At 69.3% G+C, this 24,745-nt stretch carries 19 protein-coding genes, 1 tRNA gene and 1 pseudogene; 10 read left to right on the top strand and 11 right to left on the bottom strand.

Annotated elements, in window-relative coordinates:
- Nucleotides 1–42: 42 nt before the first annotated feature.
- From OG395_RS33320 to OG395_RS33300, 5 genes are all read left to right on the top strand, one after another.
- Entirely contained in the window at nt 43–894 is an 852-nt protein-coding gene (locus OG395_RS33320; RefSeq protein ID WP_327246223.1) for a siderophore-interacting protein, read from the top strand.
- A 152-nt stretch (nt 895–1,046) separates the two neighbouring features.
- On the top strand, nt 1,047–2,495 hold the full coding sequence (locus OG395_RS33315; RefSeq protein ID WP_327246222.1) for a pyridoxal phosphate-dependent decarboxylase family protein: 1,449 nt from the start codon (nt 1,047–1,049) through the stop codon (nt 2,493–2,495).
- Nucleotides 2,479–3,756, top strand: a complete 1,278-nt coding sequence (locus OG395_RS33310; protein WP_327246221.1) for a lysine N(6)-hydroxylase/L-ornithine N(5)-oxygenase family protein — start codon at nt 2,479–2,481, stop codon at nt 3,754–3,756. The genes OG395_RS33315 and OG395_RS33310 overlap by 17 nt, the downstream gene beginning before the upstream one ends.
- A complete protein-coding gene (locus OG395_RS33305; protein ID WP_327246220.1) occupies nt 3,753–4,340 on the top strand; it encodes a GNAT family N-acetyltransferase in 588 nt (195 codons plus the stop codon). Before OG395_RS33310 ends, OG395_RS33305 begins: the two co-directional genes overlap by 4 nt.
- Nucleotides 4,337–6,115 carry an IucA/IucC family protein gene (locus OG395_RS33300; RefSeq protein ID WP_327246219.1) on the top strand — a complete coding sequence of 593 codons (1,779 nt, stop codon included), beginning with the start codon at nt 4,337–4,339 and terminating at the stop codon, nt 6,113–6,115. Before OG395_RS33305 ends, OG395_RS33300 begins: the two co-directional genes overlap by 4 nt.
- A 97-nt stretch (nt 6,116–6,212) precedes the next feature.
- Here the strand turns inward: OG395_RS33300 and OG395_RS33295 are convergent, their stop codons facing one another.
- Nucleotides 6,213–7,850 (bottom strand): beta-N-acetylhexosaminidase, encoded by a 1,638-nt coding sequence (locus tag OG395_RS33295; RefSeq protein ID WP_327246218.1) that lies wholly within the window; start codon nt 7,848–7,850, stop codon nt 6,213–6,215.
- 461 nt (nt 7,851–8,311) lie between these two features.
- Here OG395_RS33295 and OG395_RS33290 point away from each other — a divergent pair, with 461 nt between their 5' ends.
- Entirely contained in the window at nt 8,312–8,587 is a 276-nt protein-coding gene (locus OG395_RS33290) for a hypothetical protein (protein WP_266985378.1), read from the top strand.
- Between the two features lie 43 nt (nt 8,588–8,630).
- Entirely contained in the window at nt 8,631–10,460 is a 1,830-nt protein-coding gene (gene glmS, locus OG395_RS33285) for a glutamine--fructose-6-phosphate transaminase (isomerizing) (protein ID WP_266985376.1), read from the top strand.
- Between the two features lie 108 nt (nt 10,461–10,568).
- Here the strand turns inward: glmS and OG395_RS33280 are convergent, their stop codons facing one another.
- The gene (locus OG395_RS33280) at nt 10,569–11,141 is read right to left on the bottom strand and encodes an acetate uptake transporter (protein WP_266985374.1); all 573 of its coding nucleotides are present in this window, start codon (nt 11,139–11,141) and stop codon (nt 10,569–10,571) included.
- A gap of 253 nt (nt 11,142–11,394) precedes the next feature.
- Complete coding sequence (locus OG395_RS33275) at nt 11,395–11,916, bottom strand: universal stress protein (protein ID WP_037694266.1); 522 nt, start codon at nt 11,914–11,916, stop codon at nt 11,395–11,397.
- 1,022 nt (nt 11,917–12,938) lie between these two features.
- Between OG395_RS33275 and OG395_RS33270 the strand changes: the two genes are divergently transcribed.
- The 3 genes from OG395_RS33270 to OG395_RS33260 all read left to right on the top strand — a co-directional run bounded on the left by OG395_RS33270 (nt 12,939) and on the right by OG395_RS33260 (nt 14,985).
- Nucleotides 12,939–14,174 carry a helix-turn-helix domain-containing protein gene (locus OG395_RS33270; protein WP_327246217.1) on the top strand — a complete coding sequence of 412 codons (1,236 nt, stop codon included), beginning with the start codon at nt 12,939–12,941 and terminating at the stop codon, nt 14,172–14,174.
- A 10-nt stretch (nt 14,175–14,184) separates the two neighbouring features.
- Nucleotides 14,185–14,787 carry an oligoribonuclease gene (gene orn / locus OG395_RS33265; RefSeq protein WP_327246216.1) on the top strand — a complete coding sequence of 201 codons (603 nt, stop codon included), beginning with the start codon at nt 14,185–14,187 and terminating at the stop codon, nt 14,785–14,787.
- A gap of 125 nt (nt 14,788–14,912) precedes the next feature.
- Nucleotides 14,913–14,985: transfer RNA gene (locus tag OG395_RS33260), tRNA-His, on the top strand.
- Nucleotides 14,986–15,094: 109 nt separating this feature from the next.
- Here the strand turns inward: OG395_RS33260 and OG395_RS33255 are convergent.
- The 8 genes and pseudogenes from OG395_RS33255 to OG395_RS33220 form a co-directional block, all read right to left on the bottom strand.
- Complete coding sequence (locus OG395_RS33255) at nt 15,095–16,126, bottom strand: LacI family DNA-binding transcriptional regulator (protein WP_266985367.1); 1,032 nt, start codon at nt 16,124–16,126, stop codon at nt 15,095–15,097.
- Nucleotides 16,127–16,363: 237 nt separating this feature from the next.
- Entirely contained in the window at nt 16,364–17,824 is a 1,461-nt protein-coding gene (locus OG395_RS33250; RefSeq protein ID WP_327246215.1) for a GH1 family beta-glucosidase, read from the bottom strand.
- Between the two features lie 122 nt (nt 17,825–17,946).
- Entirely contained in the window at nt 17,947–18,864 is a 918-nt protein-coding gene (locus OG395_RS33245) for a carbohydrate ABC transporter permease (protein ID WP_327246214.1), read from the bottom strand.
- A gap of 15 nt (nt 18,865–18,879) precedes the next feature.
- Nucleotides 18,880–19,878 (bottom strand): carbohydrate ABC transporter permease, encoded by a 999-nt coding sequence (locus OG395_RS33240; protein WP_327246212.1) that lies wholly within the window; start codon nt 19,876–19,878, stop codon nt 18,880–18,882.
- A 302-nt stretch (nt 19,879–20,180) separates the two neighbouring features.
- Entirely contained in the window at nt 20,181–21,509 is a 1,329-nt protein-coding gene (locus tag OG395_RS33235; protein WP_327246211.1) for an ABC transporter substrate-binding protein, read from the bottom strand.
- 546 nt (nt 21,510–22,055) lie between these two features.
- A pseudogene (locus OG395_RS33230) lies at nt 22,056–22,373 on the bottom strand (FadR/GntR family transcriptional regulator); the annotation flags it as partial.
- A gap of 107 nt (nt 22,374–22,480) precedes the next feature.
- Complete coding sequence (locus OG395_RS33225; RefSeq protein ID WP_327246210.1) at nt 22,481–22,984, bottom strand: hypothetical protein; 504 nt, start codon at nt 22,982–22,984, stop codon at nt 22,481–22,483.
- 269 nt (nt 22,985–23,253) lie between these two features.
- A complete protein-coding gene (locus OG395_RS33220) occupies nt 23,254–24,723 on the bottom strand; it encodes a glycoside hydrolase family 18 protein (protein WP_327246209.1) in 1,470 nt (489 codons plus the stop codon).
- Nucleotides 24,724–24,745: the final 22 nt, after the last annotated feature.

The raw sequence follows: 24,745 nt of genomic DNA, 5'->3' as shown, positions 1-24,745 counted from the left end.
GCCGTTTTCCTTCGCTTCCCGGTTCCTGGAAGGAGCCCTCGCATGACGAGCGCAGCCGCACCCCCCGTCACCCCCTTCCGGCTCTTCGGCCTGATGGTCACCCGGACCAGGCGGCTGGGACCCTCCATGCTCCGGATCACCTTCGGCGGTCCGGGGCTCGACGGCTTCGCCGCCGGGGGCCGCGACCAGAGCCTGTCGTTGTTCCTGCCGCACCCCGACCAGCCGGAACCAGTCGTTCCGGTCGACAAGGACGGCAACTGGTTCGCCGCCTGGCGTGCACTACCCGAGGACATACGGGCCGTCATGCGCTCGTACACCGTCCGCGCGCAGCGCCGCGCCCCTGACGGATCGACCGAAATCGATATCGACTTCGCACTGCACGAGGACGGCGGACCCGCCTGCCGCTGGGCCGCCACCGCCGCCCCCGGCGATCTCCTCAAGGCGCTCGGCCCTGCCGTCGAGGACAACACGGCCGTCCGCTTCCGGCCCCCCGAGGACACCGACTGGGTGCTGATCTGGGCCGACGAGACGGCGCTGCCCGCCGCGTCGGCAGCCCTGGAGTGGCTGCCCGCCGGCATGCAGGCCCGCGTCTGGCTCGAGGTCCAGCACACCGAGGACCGCCAGGCGCTCACCACCGCGGCCCGCGCCCGGATCAGCTGGCTCGTCCGGGACGAGGGCGCTCCGTCCGCCGTGGACGCCGTACGCGCCGCCGAGCTGCCCGAGGGGACCCCGTACGTCTGGATCGCGGGCGAGTCGTCGAACGTACGGGCGCTGCGCCGCCATCTGGTCCAGGAGCGCCGGTTCGACCGCAGGCGGGTGACGTTCGTCGGCTACTGGCGCCGCGGGATGAGCGAGGAGCAGCTGCGCGCAGAAGCGGCCACCGAGGACGCGTGATCCGGACAACTTCGGCGTCCCGTGGGGGGCGAGGGAACAAATCGATGTGAAGTTAGGTTAGGCTAACCTAACTTCGACATCGAGCCCTCGCCCCCCATTCCTCTGCCCTGAGGGCGCCGATGAAGTTTCCCCGCATCCGGGAGGACCCCTTCATGCGTTCGCACCTGCTCAATGACTCGACTGCGGAGCACTACCGTCGCTCCGTGACCGCAGGGATCGAACGGGTCGCAGCCAAACTCGCCGCCACCGACCGGCCGTTCACCGGGATCTCCGTCGACGAGCTCTCCCCGGTCGTCGACGCGATCGACCTGGACCGTCCGTTGGGCGATGCGTCCGCCGCCCTCGACGAGCTCGACCGCGTCTATCTCCGTGACGCCGTCTACTTCCACCACCCCCGCTACCTGGGCCACCTCAACTGCCCGGTGGTCATCCCCGCCGTCCTCGGTGAAGCCGTCCTCTCGGCCGTCAACTCCTCCCTGGACACCTGGGACCAGAGCGCGGGCGGCACCCTGATCGAGCGCCGGCTGATCGACTGGACCGCGGCCAGGATCGGCCTCGGCCCGGCCGCCGACGGCATCTTCACCAGCGGCGGCACGCAGTCCAACCTGCACGCCCTGCTGCTCACCCGCGAAGAGGCCAAGTGCCGCCCCGGGCAGTTCGACCGACTGCGGATCCTCACCTCCGAGTGCAGCCACTTCAGCGTCCAGAAGTCGGCGAAACTCCTCGGTCTCGGCCCGGACTCCGTCGTCTCCGTCCCCGTCGACCAGAACAAGCGCATGCAGACCGTGGCCCTCGCCCGCACGCTCGAGCAGTGCGTCGCCGAGGGTGCCGTCCCGATGGCGGTCGTCGCCACCGCGGGCACCACGGACTTCGGCTCGATCGACCCGCTGCCCGAAATCGCCGCGCTCTGCCAGCAGTTCTCAACCTGGATGCATGTCGACGCCGCGTACGGCTGTGGACTGCTCGCCTCCGGCGAGCGCCGCCATCTCCTCGACGGCATCGAGCACGCCGACTCCGTGACCGTGGATTACCACAAGTCCTTCTTCCAGCCGGTGAGTTCCTCGGCCGTGCTGGTCCGCGACCGGGCCACCCTGCGCCACGCCACGTACCACGCGGAGTACCTCAACCCGCATCGCATGGCAGCCGAGCGCATCCCCAACCAGGTTGACAAGTCCCTGCAGACCACGCGCAGATTCGACGCACTCAAACTGTGGATGACCCTGCGCGTCATGGGCGCGGACGGCATCGGCGAGCTCTTCGACGAGGTCTGCGACCTGGCCGCCGAGGGCTGGCGGCTGCTCACCGCCGACCCGCGTTTCGACGTCGTCGTCGAGCCGCAGCTCTCCACGCTGGTGTTCCGCTGCGTCCCGGACGCCGTCACCTCACCCGCCGAGATCGACCGCGCCAACCTCTACGCCCGCAAGGCGCTCTTCGCCTCCGGCGAGGCCGTCGTCGCCGGGACGAAGGTCGGCGGCCGTCAGTACCTGAAATTCACCCTGCTCAACCCCGAAACGACCGCACAGGACATCGCCGCGGTCCTCGACCTGATCGCCGGCCACGCCGAGCAGTACCTGGGAGACTCTCTTGACCGCGCTTCCTGACCCCCACGACTTCATCGGGATCGGCCTCGGCCCGTTCAATCTCGGTCTCGCCTGCCTGACCGAAGACATCGACGAACTCAGCGGTGTGTTCCTGGAGTCCAAGCCGGACTTCGAGTGGCACGCCGGGATGTTCCTCGAAGGCGCCCATCTCCAGACGCCGTTCATGTCGGACCTGGTGACGATGGCCGACCCCACCTCGCCGTACTCCTTCCTCAACTACCTGAAGGAACGCGGGCGGCTGTACTCCTTCTACATCCGGGAGAACTTCTACCCGCTGCGGACCGAGTACAACGACTACTGCCGGTGGGCCGCCGGCCGGCTGAGCAGCGTCCGCTTCAACGAGACCGTCGAGTCGGTCACGTACGACGAGAGCACCGCTCTCTACACCGCCCGCACCCTTGCCGGAAGCGTCTTCCGTGCCCGGCACCTGGTACTGGGCACAGGAACTCCCCCGTACATCCCGGAGGCGTGCCGGGACCTGGGCGGCGACTTCCTGCACAACTCCCGCTACCTGGAGAGAAAGGCGGCCCTCCAGGCGAAGGAGTCCATCACTCTCGTCGGCAGCGGACAGAGCGCGGCGGAGATCTACTACGACCTGCTCTCCGAGATCGATGTGCACGGCTACCGGCTGAATTGGGTGACGCGCTCACCGCGGTTCTTCCCGCTGGAGTACACCAAGCTGACGCTGGAGATGACCTCCCCGGAGTACGTCGACTACTTCCACACCCTGCCCGAACAGACCCGCTACCGGCTGGAGTCCGGCCAGAAGGGGCTCTTCAAGGGCATCGACGGCGAACTGATCGACGCGATCTTCGACCTGCTCTACCAGAAGAACCTGCCCGGACCGGTCCCCACCCGCCTCCTCACCAACTCCGCGCTGCGGAGTGCGCGGTACGAGGAGAGCAGCGGCACGTACACGCTCGGCCTGCACCAGGAGGAGCAGGACAAGGAGTACAGCCTCACCACCGAGGGGTTGATCCTCGCCACCGGCTACCGCTACACCCCGCCGGCCTTCCTGGAGCCGATCACCGGCCGGCTGCGCCACGACAGCCGCGGCCGCTTCGACGTGGCCCGCAACTACTCCATCGACACCACCGGGCGCGGCGTCTTCCTGCAGAACGCGGGCACGCACACCCACTCGATCACCTCGCCCGACCTGGGCATGGGTGCCTACCGCAACGCGTACATCATCGGCGAGCTGCTCGGCCGTGAGTACTACCCGGTCGAGAAGTCCATCGCCTTCCAGGAGTTCGCCGTATGAACACTGACGTCGGTACGTTCACCGTCCGCGCCCTCGACCCTTCCCCGAGCTCTCGGCCCGGTTCGAGCGGGTCGGGCTCCATGTCCGACGCCGAACTGGTGCACAGCTGGGTCACCCACCCCAAGGCGTCCTTCTGGCTGATGGGCGACGCCCGGCTGCAGGACGTCGAGCGGGAGTACATGGCGATCGCCGCCAACCCGCACCACGACGCGTTCATGGGACTGCACAACGGAGAGCCCGCCTTCCTGATGGAGCGGTACGACCCCGCCGAGGTGGAGCTCAAGGGGTTGTACGAGGCCGATCCGGGCGACATCGGGATGCACTTCCTCGTCGCCCCGACGGACACCCCGCTGCACGGCTTCACCCACGCCGTGATCACCACTGTGCTGGAGACGCTGTTCGCCGATCCGTCGGTACGCCGGGTCGTCGTCGAACCGGACGTCCGCAACACAGCCGTGCACGCGCTCAACAAGGCCGTGGGCTTCGAGGTCCTCCGCGAGATCGCCAAGCCGGAGAAGACCGCCCTGCTCAGCGCATGCACCCGGGAACAGTTCCACGCCGCGCGCGAAGGAGAGGCCCGATGACCACCACCACCGCCGCCGTCGCGCACCTCACCCCCGAGCGCTGGGCCACCGCCAACCGGCAGCTCGTCCGCAAAGCCCTCGCCGAGTTCACCCACGAGCGACTGCTGACCCCCGAACCGCTCGGCACCGGCCTCTACGCCGTGCGAAGCGACGACACAGCGACCGAGTACCGCTTCGCCGCCCGGCGCTTCGCGCTCGACCACTGGCAGGTCGACGCCGCCTCCGTCACCCGCCACCGGCACGGCACGGAACTGCCCCTGGACGCGCTGGAATTCTTCGTCGAACTGCGCGAGACGCTGGGGCTTTCGGCGGAGATCCTGCCGGTCTATCTGGAGGAGATCTCCTCCACGCTGGCCGGAACCGCGTACAAACTCACCAAGGAACCGGTGACCTCCGCCGCGCTGGTCGCCGCCGGATTCCAGGCGATCGAGACGGGCATGACCGAGGGCCACCCCTGCTTCGTCGCCAACAACGGGCGACTCGGCTTCGGCATCGACGAGTACCGCGCGTACGCCCCCGAAGCGGCGAGCGCGATCCGGCTGGTCTGGCTCGCCGCCCGCCGCGACCGCGCCACGTTCACAGCGGGCGCCGGGCTCGACTACGAGACGCTGATCAGCGGCGAACTGAGCGGGGAGACCCGGCAGCGGTTCGCCGGCACGCTGACCGGCCTCGGGCTCGACCCCGACGACTACCTGCTCATCCCCGTCCACCCCTGGCAGTGGTGGAACAAACTGGCCGTCACCTTCGCCGGAGAACTCGCCCAGCACCGTCTGGTCTGCCTCGGCGAGAGCGACGACAGCTACCTCGCGCAGCAGTCCATCCGCACCTTCTTCAACACCGGCAACCCGGAGAAGCACTACGTCAAGACGGCACTGTCCGTCCTGAACATGGGCTTCATGCGCGGGCTCTCCGCCGCGTACATGGAGGCGACGCCCGCGATCAACGACTGGCTGTCCGGGCTCATCGAGCGCGACGAGGTGCTGCGCGCGGCCCGGTTCTCGATCATCCGCGAGCGGGCGGCCATCGGCTACCACCACCGGACGTACGAGGCGGCCACCACGAAGGGCTCCCCGTACCTGAAAATGCTCGCCGCGCTCTGGCGGGAGAGTCCGGTGCCCGGACTGGCGCCGGGCGAACGGGTCGCGACCATGGCATCGCTCGTCCACTCCGACCACGAGGGCAACTCCGTCGCGGGGGCACTGATCGCCGAGTCGGGACTGGCCCCCGCCGACTGGCTGCGCCGCTACCTGGACGCCTACCTGGTGCCGGTGCTGCACAGCTTCTACGCGTACGACCTCGTGTACATGCCGCACGGCGAGAACGTCATCCTGGTCGTCGAGAACGGCGTCGTCACCCGCACGGTCTTCAAGGACATCGCCGAGGAGATCGCGGTCATGGACCCGGACGCGGTCCTGCCGCCCCAGGTCGAGCGGATCCGCGCCGAGGTCCCGGACGACAGGAAACTGCTGTCGGTCCTCACCGACGTCTTCGACTGCTTTCTCCGCTTCCTGGGCGCCGGACTCGCCACCGAGGGGATCCTCGACGAGGAGGCGTTCTGGCGGACGGTCGCCGCCTGTGTGTCCGGCTACCAGGAGTCGGTGCCGCAGCTCGCGGACAAGTTCAAGCAGTACGACATGTTCACGGAGGAATTCGCACTGTCCTGCCTGAACCGGCTCCAGCTGCGCAACAACAAGCAGATGGTCGACCTGACGGACCCGTCGGGTGCGCTGCAGCTCGTCGGCACACTCAGGAACCCGATCGCGGGATTTCAGTAACCCTCACGGCAAGCTTTGCCCCGATCGCCGGGCGGGTCCGGAAGATCAGACCCGCCCGGCGATCGGGGACAGAGCGTCGGCAGGACGCCCGGTCACCTCACTGCACAGGCCACGGCACCTGCGCCGACCGGTAGTAGTCGATCCCCAGCGCCGAGAACCTCGGCCCCTGCGCCGCGAGCCGCACCTTGTACGCGTCCCAGTCATGCGTGGACGCCGGCGACCAGCCCAGCTCCGCAACGCCCGGCAGCCGCGGGAACGCCATCTGCTCGACCTCGTCGCTGTTCGTCACCGTCTCCGACCAGATCGGCGCCTCGACCCCGAGGATCGAGTCCTCCGGGGCGCCTTCGAGGTACGTCGCCGGGTTCCAGTCGTACGAACGCTGCACCTCGACATAGCCGGCCCAGGCCAGGCCCAGCTTGGTGTCCTTGTCGTACTTCATGTCGAGGTACGTACGGTCCGCAGGGGACAGCACCAGTTTCGTGCCGCTCTTCGCCGCGTCCGCCACCTGCTTGCGCTCGGCGACGCCCGTCCGGTCGTAACCCCAGTACTGGGCGACGGCGCCCGCGACGGGCGTGGCCCCGGTCAGCTGATGCCAGCCGACCACTGTCTTGCCGTACGTGCCGACGATGGCCTGCGCCCTGTTCATGAACGTCACGTAGTCGTCGTGGCTGGTGGAGTGCGCCTCGTCGCCGCCGATGTGGAGGTACTTGCCCGGCGTCAGCGCGGCCAGCTCACGGACCACGTCGTCCACGAACGTGTACGTGATCTCCTTCGGCACGCACAGCGAGCTGAAACCGACGCTCGTGCCGGTGTAGAGCGGCGGTGCGACCCCGTTGCAGTTCAGCTCGGCGTACGAGGCGAGTGCCGCATTGGTGTGGCCCGGCAGGTCGATCTCCGGGACGACCTCCAGGTAGCGCGAGGAGGCGTACCGGACGATCTCCTTGTAGTCGCTCTTGGTGTAGTAGCCGCCGGCTCCCCCGCCGACCTCGGTCTGCCCGCCGTACGTGGCCAGCCGCGGCCAGGAGTCGATGGCGATGCGCCAGCCCTGGTCGTCGGAGAGATGCAGATGGAGCTTGTTCATCTTGTAGACGGCGAGCTGGTCGATGTAGCGCTTGACCTCCGTGACGGAGAAGAAGTGCCGGGAGACATCGAGCATCGCGCTGCGGTACGCGTAGCGCGGCGCGTCCGTGACCGTGCCGCCCGCGACCTGCCACGGCCCCGTCTGGCGGCTGTTCTTCTCCACGTCCGCCGGGAGCAGCTGACGGAGCGTCTGGACGCCGTGGAACAGGCCTGCCGGGCCGCGCGCGGTGATGGTGACGGATCCGTGGCTCGACTTCAGCGTGTACCCCTCCGCGCCCAGCTCACTGTCGTGGGAGCCGAGCCGGAGCCGGATGCCGTCACTGCCACCGCGGTCGGTGACCGGCAGGGCGTACCCGGTGGAGGGGCGCAGCACGCCCGCCAGGTAGGTGCCGATCCTCCGGGCCTCGCCGGAGTCGTCGTCGACGCGGATCTTCGTTCCCGCGGTGATGGTGTACGGGGATCCGCCCGCCTTCACCTCGGCGGGGGCGGGCACGATCTGCCCGAGCGGACGGGGCGCGGTGGCGGAGGCCTGGCCGCTGTGCGCGGCGGCTCCCCCCGGAGCCGCGCCGACACTGGAGATTCCGGCCGCCGTGACGAGCAGCAGCGAGCCGAGCAGACGGGGAAGTGCGGTGCGCTGTGTCCTGTGCAGTCTCACAAGCCGGGTCCCTTTCGACGGGTTCACACCTGTGGATCTCCTGAGCAACGAACCATCACCATGCGTATCGTGCGTCTCACGCGTGGTCAAGGTGTAGACCACTTCCCCGCTCCGCGGCCGACGGAATCACCCGGCGTGTGAGGCGCTGGGTGAAATCGCCGTTTCCCCCGGGGGGCGCTCACGGGCATCCCTCCGAACCGACCGCTGAGGGCCGTCCCGTCTTCCCTGGTGGCACAGCGCGCACAGAAGGGCCGGAGTGGAGTAGCGGGCAGGCCTCCGAGGAGGCGCGACGGGACACTCACCACCGGCGGGGTCACCGTCGCCGAACAGGCCGCGCCGAAGCGCCTCCCGGGCGGTTCCGGCACCGGTCCGGGCGCGAAAGAGAGCGTGATCACACTCACCCTTGCCCGATATCGGGCACAATTGTTGCGTTGAGGCTCCGTTCACCGCAATATCAACGAGTGCCTGAACGCCGCTCGTCGCACGACGACCTCATCGATCACCTGGTGCGCTCCACCACGCTCCAGCGCGGCGAAGCCGCCCGGGTGATCCTCGATGTGCTGGCGTACTTCGACGAGACGACCGACGACTTCGTCCGCCGCCGCCACCGCGAACTGCAGTCCGGCGGCCTGGTGAACACGGAGATCTTCGAACGCATCGCGGCCGAGCTGCCGCACCGGGCGGTCGCGCCGCCGGAGCTCTCGCTCCGCCAGCTGCGCCGCATCGTCTACGGCTGAGCACCGGGCACCACAACGACGTCGATGGAGGGGCAGAGATTCTATGTGCGGAATCGTCGGATATATCGGAAAGCGTGATGTGGCACCGCTGCTGCTGGAGGGACTGCAGCGGCTGGAGTACCGGGGGTACGACTCCGCGGGCATCGTCATCACCGGCAAGGCAGCGGCCGGAAAGCCCGCCACGCTGAAGATGGTCAAGGCGAAGGGCCGGGTTCGCGAGCTGGAGGCCCGCGTCCCCAAGCGTTTCACCGGCACCACCGGCATCGCCCACACCCGCTGGGCCACCCACGGCGCCCCGAGCGACGAGAACGCCCACCCGCACCTGGACGCCGAGAACAAGGTCGCCGTCGTCCACAACGGCATCATCGACAACGCCTCCGAGCTCCGTGCGAAGCTCGTCGCCGACGGCATCGTCTTCCTCTCCGAGACCGACACCGAGGTGCTGGTCCACCTGATCGCCCGTGCGCAGGCGGACACCCTCGAGGAGAAGGTCCGCGAGGCGCTTCGCTCGGTCGAGGGCACGTACGGCATCGCCGTCATGCACGCCGACTTCAACGACCGCATCGTCGTCGCGCGCAACGGCTCCCCGGTCGTCCTGGGCATCGGCGAGAAGGAGATGTTCGTCGCCTCCGACGTCGCCGCGCTGGTCGCCCACACCCGCCAGGTCGTCACCCTCGACGACGGCGAGATGGCCACCCTCAAGGCCGACGACTTCCGTACGTACACGACGGAGGGCTCGTCCACGACGGCCACGCCGACCACCGTGGAGTGGGAGGCCGAGTCGTACGACATGGGCGGCCACGACACGTACATGCACAAGGAGATCTCCGAGCAGGCCGACGCCGTCGACCGGGTGCTGCGCGGCCGCATCGACGACCGGTTCTCCACCGTGCACCTGGGCGGCCTCAACCTGGACGCCCGTGAGGCGCGCGGGGTCCGCCGGATCAAGATCCTGGGCTGCGGCACCTCGTACCACGCGGGCCAGATCGGCGCCCAGCTCATCGAGGAGCTGGCCCGCATCCCCGCGGACGCCGAGCCCGCCTCCGAGTTCCGCTACCGCAACCCGGTCGTCGACCCCGACACCCTGTACGTCGCGGTCTCCCAGTCCGGCGAGACGTACGACGTGCTGGCCGCCGTCCAGGAGCTCAAGCGCAAGGGCGCACGGGTCCTCGGTGTGGTCAACGTGGTCGGCTCGGCGATCGCCCGGGAGGCCGACGGCGGTACGTACGTCCACGCCGGCCCCGAGGTCTGCGTCGTCTCCACCAAGTGCTTCACCAACACGGTGGTCGCGTTCGCGCTGCTCGCCCTGCACCTGGGCCGCATCCGCGACCTGTCGGTCGCCGACGGCAAGCGGATCATCGAGGGGCTGCGCAGGCTGCCCGCGCAGATCACCGAGATCCTCGAGAACGAGGACGAGATCAAGAAGCTGGCCGCGGAGTACGCGGACGCCAAGTCGATGATGTTCATCGGCCGGGTGCGCGGCTACCCCGTCGCCCGTGAGGCCTCCCTGAAGCTCAAGGAGGTCTCGTACATCCATGCCGAGGCCTACCCGGCGTCCGAGCTGAAGCACGGCCCGCTGGCCCTGATCGAGCCCGCGATGCCGACGGTCGCGATCGTGCCGGACGACGACCTGCTGGAGAAGAACCGCGCCGCGATGGAGGAGATCAAGGCCCGCAGCGGCCGGATCCTCGCGGTCGCGCACCAGGTCCAGGAGAAGGCCGACCACACCATCGTGGTGCCGAAGAACGAGAACGAGCTGGACCCGATCCTGATGGGCATCCCGCTCCAGCTCTTCGCGTACCACACGGCGCTGGCCATGGGCCGCGACATCGACAAGCCGCGGAACCTCGCGAAGTCCGTCACCGTCGAGTAGCCCGCACCACCCGTACGACAGGAGAGCGGCCCCGCACCACGTCAGGTGCGGGGTCGCTCTCTCCCGTTCGGCCGGTGCCGCCCCAGGTCGCACCGGCCGGTGACTGCCTCAGCCGGCGGCCGTCACACCCCGGCCGGCAGCACGCCCCGGCAGCGCCGTCGGCCACTTGGCCAGCGCCGCCGTCGCTCCGTACCAGGCGGCGAGACCGGCCAGCGCGGCCAGCCAGCCGCCGACCTTGCCGAGCCCGTCACTGCCGGCGAACTGCCCGACGCCCAGAAGCAGAAGCCCCAGGAAGAGCAGTGCGTACGTCCCCTGCGCGAGCAGACCGCCGCCGGCCGCCCCGAGGGTGAGACTCAGCGCGAACAGCGCCCAGAGCAGCAGGAACAGCCCCGCCGCATGACCGGAGACATGGGCATCGGCACCGGTGCCCCAGGTGAACCAGAAGGCGCCGAGCCCGACGAAGGCGGTGCCGGTGAAGGCGCTGCCGCCGCGGAACTCCAGCAGTCCGGCGACGAACAGGGCGATACCGCCGACATACAGTGCGAGCGAGACGGCGTCGGCCGCCGTCACCCCGTCGATGACCCGGGTGTGACCGATGCCGAACGCCAACAGGGTGAGTCCCAGAGCGAGATGGCCGAGGGTGGAGGTGCTGCTGCTTCCCGCAGAGACGTCATTGTCCACGGCGGGCTCCCTTCAAAGGCAGTGGTGCTGTTTCCCAGTGACCCTTATGTACCCTTCACAAGCACACAATCCACCTTTACGGGTGAGTAGATTGCCTGTTTTCAAGGGCGAGTTGACGCCACGTCGGCCATCCGGCCAGGACGCCTCCGCGTCAGGAAGAAAGAACCCTGGGTCCCGTCGCCATCTGCCGCCTGCCGCACGGGCCTCCGGCCGGACGACGGCAGCGTGACGACGGGACAGCCCTTGGAGGAGCTCAGGGAATGACCACGACCGGGCGCTGGGCGCGCCGCGCCAGCCGCCCCGCCACCGAGCCGAAGATCCGGCCGACGATGCCGTGCGTGGAGCCGACGACGATCGCGTCGGCCGAGTACTCCCGGCCGACCTCCTCCAACTCGTGGCAGATGTCGCCGCCCCGCTCGACGAGCACCCACGGCACCTCGGAGAGGTAGTCCGCACAGGCGAGCTCCAGACCGAGGACCTCGGTGCGGTGATCGGGCACGTCGACGAAGACGGGCGGCTCGCAGCCTGCCCAGACCGTGGTCGGAAGCCGATTGGCGACATGGACGATGATCAGGCCGGAACCTGATCTTCGGGCCATCCCGATGGCATAGGCGAGGGCTCGCTCACTGGACGTGGAGCCGTCGAAGCCGACCACGACCCCATGCCGGAAGGCGGGATCGCAGGAGTGGCGTGGTTCTTCGACCGCCAGGGGGTCCGACAGTGGGTCGGCTACCTGCTTGCGGTCCGCGGGTTCGGGGATTTCGTGACCGGCCATCGGTGTCTCGGCGAAGAGAGTCCTCGTGAGGAGAGAGCTGCTTGGGGAAGGTGTATCAGCGGGCGGTGTTGTGGTGTCCTGGAATCATCTTCCCAACCCCTTACCCCCAAGGGTACGGCGCCACTCCTCCACTGCCCAGACCCCCGCAAAGCGCGTGCGACGTTCCACGGAGCATGCCCGAGGCAGCCGCGGATGGCAATGCCGGTTGCGTGGTACACCGAGGCCGTCCGGGCGAGGGACGGCGCCTGGCGACCGGCCGCGGCGGACACCCGTCGGCGACCGAGTGGCACCACGGAGTCACCACCCCGCAGGGTGACCACCGCAACGCGTCACCGCGCCACCCCGAGGAGCGACGCCGCGCCCGCACCCGCCCCGACCGACCGCGCCCGCCACCACCGCCGACCGGTCCGCGACCGGCGTGGTCCGCCGCCCGGTGTTCAGCCGCCTGCCCGAACCGGCCGCCCTCGTGGCGTACGGCACATCCGCCGGCGATGCACGCGCCCTCACCCTCGGTCTCGCGGGTCGGCACCGCCGCCTGCCGCACCCTGCTCCGCCGGCCCGAACACGTGGCCGCCCACCGGACCGAGGGGGTGTACAGGAGCAGTCGCGCAGAGGGGTCGTACGCCGGTCGAACGACTGAATCCGGCACACGCAACCGTATGTTTTCAGCCAACTTCTCACCCCTGCCGAATCCTTGGCGAATTGGCCGATCAACCCCCTTGCTACCAGGCAAGAAGAGACCACGCGGTACGCTTCCACCCGACAGGGACGGGCCACGAACGGGAGGCGCACTTCCCTGCACGGCCCGGGGGTGGAACGCTTCGTGATCGAATGCTTCCCGGCAAGTGGCCATGTCGACATAGCGCTGGTTGGTCAACTTGTCACGACGGCACCACGAGACGCAGTAGATTCGATCTTGGGTGTCGAAGACTGGGGACTCGTGCAGGACCGAGGGGAAACGTGCAGGAGCGACAGGCCCGCAAGGACCAGGAAGACGCGAACACCGAGGGGGGCTTAGCGTCATGAGCCAGGACTCCGCCGCCGCAACGGAGGCTGTACGGAAGCTCGGCGGACGACGACGTCGGGAAGTCGTCGCCGTCCTGCTGTTCAGCGGCGGCCCCATCTTCGAGAGCTCCATCCCGCTCTCCGTGTTCGGGATCGACCGGCAGGACGCGGGAGTTCCGCGCTACCGACTTCTCGTCTGCGGCGGGGAGGAGGGTCCGCTGCGCACCACCGGGGGGCTCGAACTCACCGCGCCGTACGGGCTGGAGGCGATCAGCAGAGCAGGCACCGTCGTGGTGCCCGCCTGGCGTTCGATCACCTCGCCACCACCCGCCGAGGCACTGGAAGCGCTGCGCCGCGCCCATGAGGAAGGGGCCCGCATCGTCGGGCTGTGCACCGGCGCGTTCGTGCTCGCCGCCGCGGGGCTGCTGGACGGCCGTCCCGCGACCACGCACTGGATGTACGCACCGACGCTGGCCAAGCGCTACCCGTCGGTCCACGTCGATCCGCGTGAGCTGTTCGTCGACGACGGCGATGTGCTCACCTCCGCCGGGACAGCGGCAGGGATCGATCTCTGTCTGCACATAGTGCGCACGGACCACGGCACCGAGGCCGCCGGGGCCCTGGCCCGCCGGCTCGTCGTGCCCCCGCGGCGCAGTGGCGGTCAGGAGCGCTACCTCGACAGGTCTTTACCTGAGGAGATCGGCTCCGACCCGCTCGCCGAGGTCGTGGCCTGGGCGCTGGAGCACCTCCACGAGCAGTTCGACGTGGAGACGCTCGCCGCGCGCGCCTACATGAGCAGGCGGACCTTCGACCGCAGGTTCCGTTCGCTGACCGGCAGCGCACCGCTCCAATGGCTGATCACCCAGCGCGTGCTGCAGGCGCAGCGGCTGCTGGAGACGTCCGACTACTCGGTCGACGAGGTCGCGGGCCGTTGCGGCTTCCGCTCGCCGGTCGCGTTGCGCGGACACTTCCGGCGCCAGCTGGGCTCCTCCCCCGCCGCGTACCGGGCCGCGTACCGGGCCCGCCGTCCGCAGGGCGGACCCATGGAGCCGGTGGCGACGGCGATCGAGACGGTCGCGCCCTATCAGGGCACGTCCGCGAGCCGGAGGGCCGGCCTGACGGCGACCCCGTCGGGCCCTCCGGCCGCAGCCTCCACGGCGGCCGGGGCGGGGCAGCCGGAGCACGGGAAGCCGGGCTCGGACGCCTACGCCACCGGGCGCCCGACCCTGCCGGGGCAGCGCAGCGCCCCGTAGGGTGGGACGTATGAACGATCGCATGGTGTGGATCGACTGCGAGATGACCGGGCTCTCGTTGACGGAAGACGCACTCATCGAGGTGGCCGCACTGGTCACCGACTCGGAGTTGAACGTGCTCGGCGAAGGGGTGGACATCGTGATCCGCCCGCCGGACAGGGCCCTGGAGACGATGCCCGAGGTGGTGCGGCAGATGCACACCGCCTCGGGCCTCCTCGACGAGCTGGCCGGCGGCACCACGCTCGTCGACGCCGAGGCCCAGGTGCTGGCCTATGTGCGCGAGCACGTGAAGGAACCGGGCAAGGCGCCGCTCTGCGGGAACTCGGTCGGTACCGACCGGGGATTCCTGGCCCGGGACATGGCGGCCCTGGAGGGCTACCTGCACTACCGGATCGTCGATGTGTCCTCGGTCAAGGAGCTGGCCCGCCGCTGGTACCCGAGGGCGTACTTCAACAGTCCGGAGAAGAACGGCAACCACCGGGCGCTCGCGGACATCCGTGACTCCATCACGGAGCTGCGGTACTACCGGGAGGCGATCTTCGTACCGCAGCCCGGGCCGGATTCGGAGCAGGCCAAGGCCATCGCGACACGCCTGACGGCGCCCCCGTCGTAGGACCTCGGGAAGCCGCTGGTCACGGGCGTTTCAAGGTCCGGAATCAGCGGCTGAACAACTGGGGCGCGAGCACCCTCTCGGACCCTGTACACTTTTTCTCGGCCGGTCAGAAAAGACCGGACACGGTGGGTATAGCTCAGATGGTAGAGCACCTGGTTGTGGTCCAGGATGTCGCGGGTTCGAGTCCCGTTACTCACCCTGAAGGGAAGGGCCCCGGTCTTCGGACCGGGGCCCTTCGCCATGTGACGCCCTCTCACCAGAGGGCCGAGTGAGGGTCGTCACACCGTTGTCGGCCCGGCTGCGGGCGTCACGACGAGTCGCGGACGATCAGCTCGGTGGGGAGCACGATCTGCGGGCGCTCCAGGTCCTCGCCCGCGATCTCCTGGAGCAGCACCCGGGTCATCTCCCGGCCCATCTCCTCGATCGGCTGACGCACGCTGGTGAGCGCGGGGTCCATGTGGCGGGCCACGGCCGAGTCGTCGAAGCCGACGAGCGCCACATCGTCCGGGATGCGCCGGCCCTCCTCACGGAGCACCTGACGGGCGCCCGCGGCCATCACGTCGGAGGCGGCGAAGACCGCGTCGACATCGGGCCGGCGGGCCAGCAGGTCGCGCATGGCGCGGGCACCGCCCTCCTCGGTGAAGTCGGCGGGGGCGATCAGCCGCTCGTCCGGGTCGAGACCGGCGGAGGCGACCGCCTTGCGGTAGCCGTCGAGGCGCCGCTGGGCACCGTACACATCGAGGTGCCCGGTGATCGTGGCGATGGACCGGCGGCCCCTGGAGATCAGATGGTCGACGGCGCTGCGGGCGCCCTCGAAGTTGTCCGAGTCGACCGCGGCAAGCGGTTCGGAGGCGGATCTGCGGCCGCTCATCACGGCCGGCATCCCGAGCTGCTCCAGCAGGTCGGGCAGGGGGTCGTCGGCGTGCACGGAGACCAGCAGCACACCGTCGACGCGGTGCGCGGTCAGGTACTGGGCCAGCCGCCGGCGCTCGCGGTCGCTGCCCGCCAGGGTGAGCAGCAGCTGCATGTCGGTCTCGGCGAGGGCGGCCCCGACGCCCCGCACGATGTCGGAGAAGTACGGCTCGGCGAAGAAGCGGCTCTCCGACTCGGGCACGACGAGGGCGATGGCGTCCGTGCGGTTCCCGGCCAGGGCGCGGGCCGCGCGATTGGGTACGTAACCCAGCTCGGCGACCGCCGCCTCCACCGCCTCACGCGTGTGCGCGCTGACCCGTGGTGAACCGTTGATGACCCGCGAGGCGGTACCGCGCCCCACCCCCGCTCGTGCCGCGACTTCTTCGAGCGTGGGCCGCCCACCGCTCCGTACTCGCGCTACCGTCATGGCCGCCTCCCGTTCGCGGTCAATTTCTCACAGTCGGATAACCAAACCAAGTCCCGATGTGGGATCCCTTGACACTCCATCGGGCCGACCGCCCGCACCGCAGCTTCCTCTTGGGAGCGCTCCCACTCTACGCGCGTGGTCAAGGGTCGCGCAGCGTCCGGGGGGCGGGAGGACGCGACTGCAGGGCGGAATCGGCTGAGACCCGGCACAGGGCCGGGTCCCAGGGGCCAGCGGGGGTCAGGAGGCGTCGGTCGGGGGAAGCGCGTGGCGGCGGATCACGTCGGAGTACCAGTGGGCGCTCGCCTTGGGGATGCGGCGCTGGGACGCGTAGTCCACGTACACCGCGCCGAAGCGCTTGGAGTACCCGTACCCCCACTCGAAGTTGTCCATCAGTGACCACAGGAAGTAGCCGCGGACATCCGCACCGTCGGCGATGGCTCGCTGCACGGCGTCGAGGTGGCCGTGCAGGTAGTCGATCCGCTCGGGGTCCTCGACCCGCCCCTCGGGCGAGACGTAGTCGTCGAAGGCCGCGCCGTTCTCGGTGACCATCAGCGGCAGCCCGGGGTGTTCACGGGTGACGTCCATCAGCAGGTTGTACAGGCCGTTGGGGTCGATCGCCCAGTTCATCGCGGTGCGCTCCTTCCCCTCGGCGAGGTGGAAGGCGACGTGCTCGGAGCCGGGCCACGGGGAGTAGTCGCTGACGCCGTGGCCGTCGTTGCGCGAGTCGCCGACGCCCTCGGCAGGCGCGGAAACCAGCGTAGGCGTGTAGTAGTTGACGCCCAGGACGTCGACCGGACGGGAGATCGCGGCCAGGTCGCCGTCGTGGACCAGCTGCGACCAGTCCACGATGTGCGAGGTGTCGGCGATCAGGTCCTCGGGGTACTCACCGCGCAGCATCGGTCCGGTGAACACCCGGTTGCCCACCGCGTCGATCCGGCGGGCAGCGTCCACGTCGGCCGCGCTGTCGGTCAGCGGGCTGACCTGGTGGAGATTGAGGGTGACCGAGGTCTGCGCGCTAGCGGGGAGTTGACCGCGCAGAACCTCGATCGCCCGGCCATGGGCGAGGTTGAAGTGGTGGGCCGCCCGCAGTGCGGACGCGGCCTCGGTGCGGCCGGGAGCGTGCACACCGGAGCCGTATCCGAGGAAGGCCGAGCACCACGGCTCGTTGAACGTGGTCCACATGCCGACGCGGTCGCCGAGGGCGCCGGCCATGATCGCTGCGTAGTCGGCGAACCGATCGGTGGTGACGCGCTGCGGCCAGCCGCCCGCATCCTCCAACTCCTGGGGAAGGTCCCAGTGGTAGAGCGTGGCGACAGGGGTGATGCCCGCTTCGAGCAGTTCGTCGACGAGCCTGCGGTAGAAGTCCAGACCGCGTTCGACGGCGGGGCCCCGCCCGGTGGGCTGCACCCGGGACCAGGAGATGGAGAAGCGGTAGGCCTTCAGGCCCAGTTGCTTCATCAGCTGCACGTCGTCGCGGTAGCGGTGGTAGTGGTCGGCGGCGATGTCGCCGGTGTCACCGTTGCGGACCTTGCCCGGTGTGCGGCTGAAGGTGTCCCAGATGGAAGGGGTGCGGCCGTCCTCGGCGGCGGCCCCCTCGACCTGGTAGGCGGCAGTGGCCGCCCCCCAGACGAAACCGGTCGGGAAGTTCGTTGCCTCGGGTGCCCGCTGCGGGGCGATGTCGGGTCGTACGGCGGTCATGCGGGAGCGCTCCCAGGGATGGACGAACGAAGTCAGGGAAAGGGTGGAACTCCGGGGTCCGTACGGTCTGCGGTCAGGCGCAGGCCGTACGGGACGTCCGGGAAGGGGCGGGTGACGTCACGTCAGCCCTTGACGGCGCCGGACATGATCCCCCCGACAATCTGCTTGCCGAAGATCACGAACACCACGAGCAGCGGCAGCGTGCTGATCAGCGCGCCGGCCATCACGATGCTCTGGTCGGGGGTGTACGAGGCGCTCAGCTGGCCGAGGGCCACCTGGAGCGTGGGGTTCTGCTGGTTCAGCGCCAGGTAGGGCCAGAAGAAGTCGTTCCATGCCTGCACGAAGGTCAGCATGCCGAGCACCATCATCGCCGGACGGGCCACCGGGAGCACCACGCTCATAACGATGCGGAAGTTGTTCGCACCGTCGATCTTGGCCGCCTCGATGAGTTCGTACGGCAGCGCCTCGCTCAGGTACTGGCGCATGAAGAACACGCCGAACGCGCTCACCAGCGTCGGGAAGATCACCGACTCCAGATTCCCGCCCCAGCCGATGTCGGACATCAGCATGAACAGCGGGACGACGCTGAGCTGCGGCGGGATCGTCAGGGTGGCGACAACCGCGGTCATCAGTCCGTTGCGGCCCCGGAAGCGCATCTTGGCGAAGGCGTAGCCGGCCAGGGTACAGAAGAAGAGCGTCGCCGCCGTGATGCAGCTGGAGACGATGACGCTGTTGACGATCGCCTTGCCCAGATGCGCCTGGCTCCAGGCCGCGTCCAGGTTGTGCATGAGCCGGCCGCCCGGCAGGAAGGGTGGCGTGGAGGCCAGCACCTCGTCCTGCGTGTGGGAGGCGGCCACCAGGGTCCAGTACAGCGGCAGGAGCGAGCCGATACCGACGACGGCCAGGGCGACATAGGCGAACGGGCCGCCCTGCAACTGCTTGCCTGCGCCCGGCTTGAACCGGCTCGTGCGCCGAGGTGCCCGGTGGGCCGTGCGCGTGACGCCGATCGCCGGGGCTTTGGTGGGGCTGGTCATGGTCATGGATGTCGCTCCCGGTCAGACCGCGGATTTGCGTACGAAGCGGCCGATGATCCAGTTGACCGCGGCGATGATCAGCAGGAGGGCGAGCATCGCCCAGGCCACTGCTGCGGCAGGCCCGAGATGCCCGAGGTTCCAGCCGTAGTTGTAGAGGTAGACGCTGAGCGTCTCGTACTGATTCTCGTTGCCGCCCGTGGCGCCGAGCGTGCCGCCCTCCAGCAGCAGGGGCTCACCGAACAGCTGCATGGAGCCGATGGTCGAGATGACGATCGTGAAGAGGATCGTGGGCCGCAGCGAGGGAATGGTCACCTTGCGGAACTGCTGCCACCGCGAGGCGCCGTCGAGCGAGGCGGCCTCGTACAGATCGCTCGGCACGGCCTGCATGGCGGCGAGATAGATCAGCGTGTTGTAGCCCGTCCAGCGCCAGATCACGATGACGGAGATGGCGATCTTGGACGTCCAGTGGCCGTTGGCCCAGTTGGTGTGGCCGAGGCCGACGAACTCCAGCGCCCAGTTCAGCAGACCGCCGTCGGCCCGGAAGACCAGAGCGAAGACCAGGGCCGCGGAGGCCACGGAGGTGGCGTACGGGGTGAGGATGACCGTCCGCCAGAAGGTACTGGCGCGCAGCTTGTAGTTCAGCAGGTGGGCCAGGCCCAGCGCGACCAGCAGCTGCGGAACCGTCGACATGACGCCGATCAGGAACGTGTTGCTGACGGCCGTCCAGAACTCGGCGTCGTGCAGGATCTTGTCGAAGTTGCCCCAGCCGACCCACTCCATCTGGTTCATGCCGGTCATCTCGACCCGGTGCAGGGCGATCCAACCGGTGTAGAGCAGCGGATAGAGCCCGAAGGCGCCGAAGACGAGGAAGAACGGGGCTATGTAGGCGTACGGCGATGCCTTGTCGTCGAACCGCCACAGCCGACGCCGCCACGCCTGCCGGCGGGGGTCGGCCTGCGGCTGCTGAGAGCCGCTGGGTGGCGGGGCATATGCGTCCCGGGTGGGAGTCGAGGTGGCCACGGGCGGGAGTCCTTCCCTGGTTACTTGGGGTACCCGGGTACCGGGGGCGCCCCGGTAGGGCTGGGGTGTGGGTGGTCGCTCACGGTCGTGGATGTCCACGGGGTGGCCGGAGCGCCCTGGTACCGGGCCGGACCGGGACGGGTCCAAGCGTGCCCGGGAGGTACCCCGTGGTGCGTCCGGGCACGCCGTGGAGAGGCCGATGAGCACCCTGCACCCCGGACAGCTCCTGGGTCCGGAGGCGGGCCGGGCGGCCGGGAGCGCGCAGGTGCGGGCGGCCCGGTGGCCGCCCGCTGCTGCGACGGTCAGCCGATCGCCTTGTCGATCGCGCCGGTCGCGGCCTTCCACGCGTCGTCCGGGCTGGTGCCGCGCTGCTCCATGTTGTTGATCTGGGTGGAGATGCTGTCCTTGATCACGCCGTCCTTCGGGCCGAGTACGGTCTCCGGGATCGAGTTGGCCTCGCCGGCGTAGATCTGGCCGATCGGGGCGTCGTTGAAGTACGGCAGCGTCGCGTTCTTCACGTCCGGCAGCTCGTACGCACCCTTGTTGGACGGGAAGCTGCCGATCGCCTTGAAGACGGCGGCCTGCTGCTCGGGGGCGGTCAGCCACTTGACGAGCTTGGTGGCCTCGTCCACGTTCTTGCCCGACTTGGGCACGGCGAGGAACGAGCCACCCCAGTTGGCGGCGGTGGCACCGGGTGCGGTGGTGATGTTCCACTTGCCCTTGTTGCCGTCACCGGCGTTGATCGAGATCTGGCCGGCCATCCACGCGGGGCAGGCCACGGTGGCGATGGTGCCCTTGCGCAGTGCGGCCTTCCACGGGTCGGTGAACTGGGCGAGGCCCTGGGTCAGCTTCTTGTCCGCGGCCTCGGCCGCCAGGTCCCAGCCCTGCTTGACGCTGGGGCTCTCCTTGTAGATCGGCTTGCCGCTCTCGTCGTAGTACTGCTTCGCGTTGGAGCTCACCACGGCGTTGTACATCGCGCTCGCGGAGTCCATGAAGAAGGTGCCCTTGGGGGCATTCTTCTTGTACTCCTCGCCGAGCTTGAGGTAGTCCTCCCAGCCGCCGACGACCTTCTTGGCGACCTCCTCACGGTCGGTCGGCAGACCGGCCTGCTTGAAGAGGTCGGTGTTGTAGCAGAGGGACATCGGACCGATGTCGGTGCCCGCGCCGATCACCGCGCCGTCTGCCGTGGTGGCCTGCTTCTCCTTCCAGGACACCCAGTCGTCGACGTTGATCACCTTGCTGAGGTCGACGAAGGAGGACGCCTTGGTGTCGACGATCTCCTTGATCCGGCCGACCTCGATGCCCTGGACGTCGGCCAGACCGCTGCCCGAGTTCAGCTGCTGGAGCAGCTTGGGGTAGTAGACCTTCTCATCGGAGGTGGCGTCCTCCTTGACCGTGATGTTCGGGTTCAGCTCGTGGTACTTGGCGAAGAGACCGGCTTCCTTGTAGCCGAACTGCCCGAAGTCGGCAACGGTCAGCGTGATCTTCCCATTCGCGCCGGAGCCTGTGTTTTCCGATGAATCCGAGTCGCTGCTGCAGCCGGTCAGCAACAGGGCCGTGGCTGTCAGGCCCGTGGTGGCCAGAACCGCGGCTCTGCGGCTTCGACCGGCGACGGTGCGGGTGATACGCATTCCACTACTCCTTGTTCCAGGGTGGGACTGGCGTTCTGACTGCGCGGCATACGCGCTGGTGAGTGCGGTGCCGGGTGGTGCAAGGGGGGAGAACACGGGCAGTGCCGTTCGCGCGAGAAGGCCTCAGGCGATGTGGGAGCGCTCCCATGCGTCGATGTCGGAAGGTTGCTGCCTTGGAGGGGTGGGTGTCAAGAGTTGAAGACGCTTCCGTTGCCCGAGTGTGTCCTGCAAGTCACGAGACCGTGTCCCGCCGAAGGCTTGCCAAAGCAGGTGAACGCAATCTCCGGATTGGCAGACTCTTGAATTCCAGCAGGTCAAAGGCTTGTTGCCAAACGATCACAGAATCGGCCCCCGCAAGCGCGCCACCGGCGCCCCGGCTCCGGGAAACCGTTGTCGTCCCACCCCGTTCGCACGGAAGGGCCCGCCGGAAGGTGAACGGGGTCCGGCTTCCAGGGGCGCCTCCGGGGCCCTCGCGCGTTCTTTCCCCGAAGCCGACACCCCGGACATCGTCCGGCGGCATATGCGGGGGCAGATGCGGACTCGGACCTCGCGCAGCCTGGCCGGCGTGCGCTCAAGCTCCGTCCGGGCCGCCCGGCCGGCCGACTCCGCGTCGCCCGCCACCACGGCACGGACGAGCGCGTCATGGGTGTCGTCACCGTGGTCCGGCTCGCCCGAGCGCAGGCCGAGCAGGTCCATCAGATCGATCGGACCCTGCCGCAGTACGGGGGAGAACTCGCCGAAGAGGTCGGTGAGTACGGGATTGTGGGCGGCGGCCACCACCGCCCGGTGCAGGGCGATGTCCGCGTCGGCGCCCGCGCTCGCGGCCCGGAGGGCGGTGCGGGCCGCGTTCAGCGCGGTCAGATCGGAGGGCGGGGCAGGACACGTCCGTGCTCACTGCGTCGATCCTGGCGGTGCTCTCCGCGGTGAACCGGCAGTGCAGGGGGCAGGGCGCCGGTCCCGGCGGCCGGAACCTACATCACGCCCAGGCCGCGCTTGACCAGCCGCTGGAACTCCCGGGTGTACGTGTCCATGAGTTCCTTGGCCTCCTGGTACAACTCGCGGACGGCCGCGTGCACGGCGGGAAGCAGCAGTTGGTCGGTCCGCGACTGGTGCGAACGGATCTCGGCGTCCACGTACGCGGCCTTGCGGCGAACGACACCCGGCATCTCCCAGAGCTCCACGGGATCGGCGGCCATGGAGGTCCATGCGGGAGCCGAGCGCGACATACCGGGGGCCACCGGCTGCCACGGTTCGGTGGGCGTGTGGCCGCCGAGAGCGGGGCGTAACTGGATCCTCGCTTCGATGAACGGCGCGCAGAACTGGGTCAGTCCGTCCTGAAGGGTGTCCACCTTGGCGACGGTCGCCGCCTTGATGCTCGCCCGCCCGGCGAAACGGCCCACCGCCGCCGTGGCGACGGCCCCGGCGACCGCTCCTCCCAGACCGATCCAGGCAACCGGTATCTCCGACTGTGCCACCGGCCCCCCTCGGCATGAACACGTCCAGTGCCATGATTCTGGCAGCAACGGGCGGCGTGGCACATCCCGGATGAGCACGGTCGCGATCTGCGGCACGGTCCCCCGCCGCCGGTGCGCTGCGCCGTTCGCGGCTGACGCACCCAGAGGCCCGGCACTGCGGGGGACCTCCGTCGTGGTGGCCATGAGGGGGCGCACCCCGGCCGGGTGTGGGGGTGTGTGGGGCCGGCCGGGATGCGCGCGGGGGGTGGCGGTCTCGGGGGCGGGAAGGGCTACTTGTAGGCGCCGAACGCCTTCGTGAAGGCCAGCGGCTCCTGCACGATCGAGCTGCACGACGCGTCCGCGTACGGCTTGGCGCCGCCCGCGCACTCCTTGTCCCGCGTGCCCGACCACATCGCCAGCCGGCCCAGCCCCTTCTGCTGGGCGAACTGCACCAGCTGTGCGGCGTCCTCGACCTTGAAGATCTCGGTGCTGACGTCGTTCACGCCGATCATCGGTGTCACGGCGACCGCCTTCCATGCCGCGGTGTCCGACAGCCCGAGCACGCCCTTGATCTGGGCCTGCGTGGCGGTGGCCGCCTGGATCGCGTACGCGCCCATGTCGCCGCTGTACGGGGCGCCGTAGTCCATCGCCATGATGTTGACCGCTCCGACCTTGACGCCGTTCTTCTTCGCGTCGGCGATCAGGTCCACGCCCGGCTGTGTGAGGCCCTCGGGCATCACCGGCAGGGTGAAGGACACATCGAGGCCCGGGTGCGATTTCTGGAGCTGCGCGATCGCCTGCGCGCGGCGGGAGTTGGCCGCCGTGTCGGGGAGCGCGCCGCCCTCGATGTCGAAGTCGACCTTGGTCAGCTTGTACGTGTCGACGACCTTGCCGTACGCCGCAGCGAGGTCGGTGGCGGAGGCGCAGCCGAGCGCCAGTTCGGAACCGGCCGCGCCGCCGAAGGAGACCCGGACATCACCGCCCTTGGCGCGCAGCGCGCCGATCTGGGAGGCGACGTGGTCGTCGCCGAGGGCGGTGACACCGCCCCAGAGCGGGGCGCAGCTGCCGCCGGAGGTGATGAAGGCGAGGTTGAACTCCTTCACCCCGGTGCTGGTGGCGGTGCCGACCAGGTCGTACGCGGGGTAGAGCGACGTGTCGACGTACGGGGCGAAGCCGGCGCCGCTCGCCGTAGCGCCGCCGCCCTCGGTCGCGGTGGGGGTCGGGGTGGCCGTCGCGGTCGGCGAAGGCGACGCCGTCGGGGTGGCCGTCGGCGTCGGCGTCGCGGTCTGCGTCGGGCGGCCGCTCGGCTCCGGCGTCGCGCCCGTGTCGACCGAGCACGTGGCGTTGTTGATCAGGCACCCCGTCGGGTCCGCGGCCGTGCCGTCCGAGGTGGTGACGAAGCCGACGGTGACCGACGTGCCGGGCGCCAGCTCCTTGTTCCAGCTCGCGGGCTTCACAGTGACATGGCTTCCGTTGACCGTGTGTTCGCCGTTCCAGAGGGAGCTGACCCTCGTACCTGCGGGCAGGTCGAATTCGAGCGTCCAGTCCGACTGCGTGGTGCCCGTGTCGTTGGTGACGACGTACTGCCCGGTGTAACCGCCCGTCCAGCCGCTGGTCCTGGTGTACGCGGCACCGACCGAGGCGGCCTGCGCCGTGCCCGTGAGGGCAAAGACAGTGCCGCCGATCACTGCCGCGGCGACGACGGCGCCGATCGCCCTGGTCCTGGTGCTCGCCGTGCGCCGGTGCGTACTGGTGCCCATCGCGTGCCTGCCTCTGTCGTAC

It is taken from the genome of Streptomyces sp. NBC_01320 (genome assembly GCF_035974375.1).
Lineage (GTDB): Bacteria > Actinomycetota > Actinomycetes > Streptomycetales > Streptomycetaceae > Streptomyces > Streptomyces yanii.
Note: the sequence above shows the minus strand (reverse complement) of the source record. Positions and strands in the feature narration are given on the sequence as shown.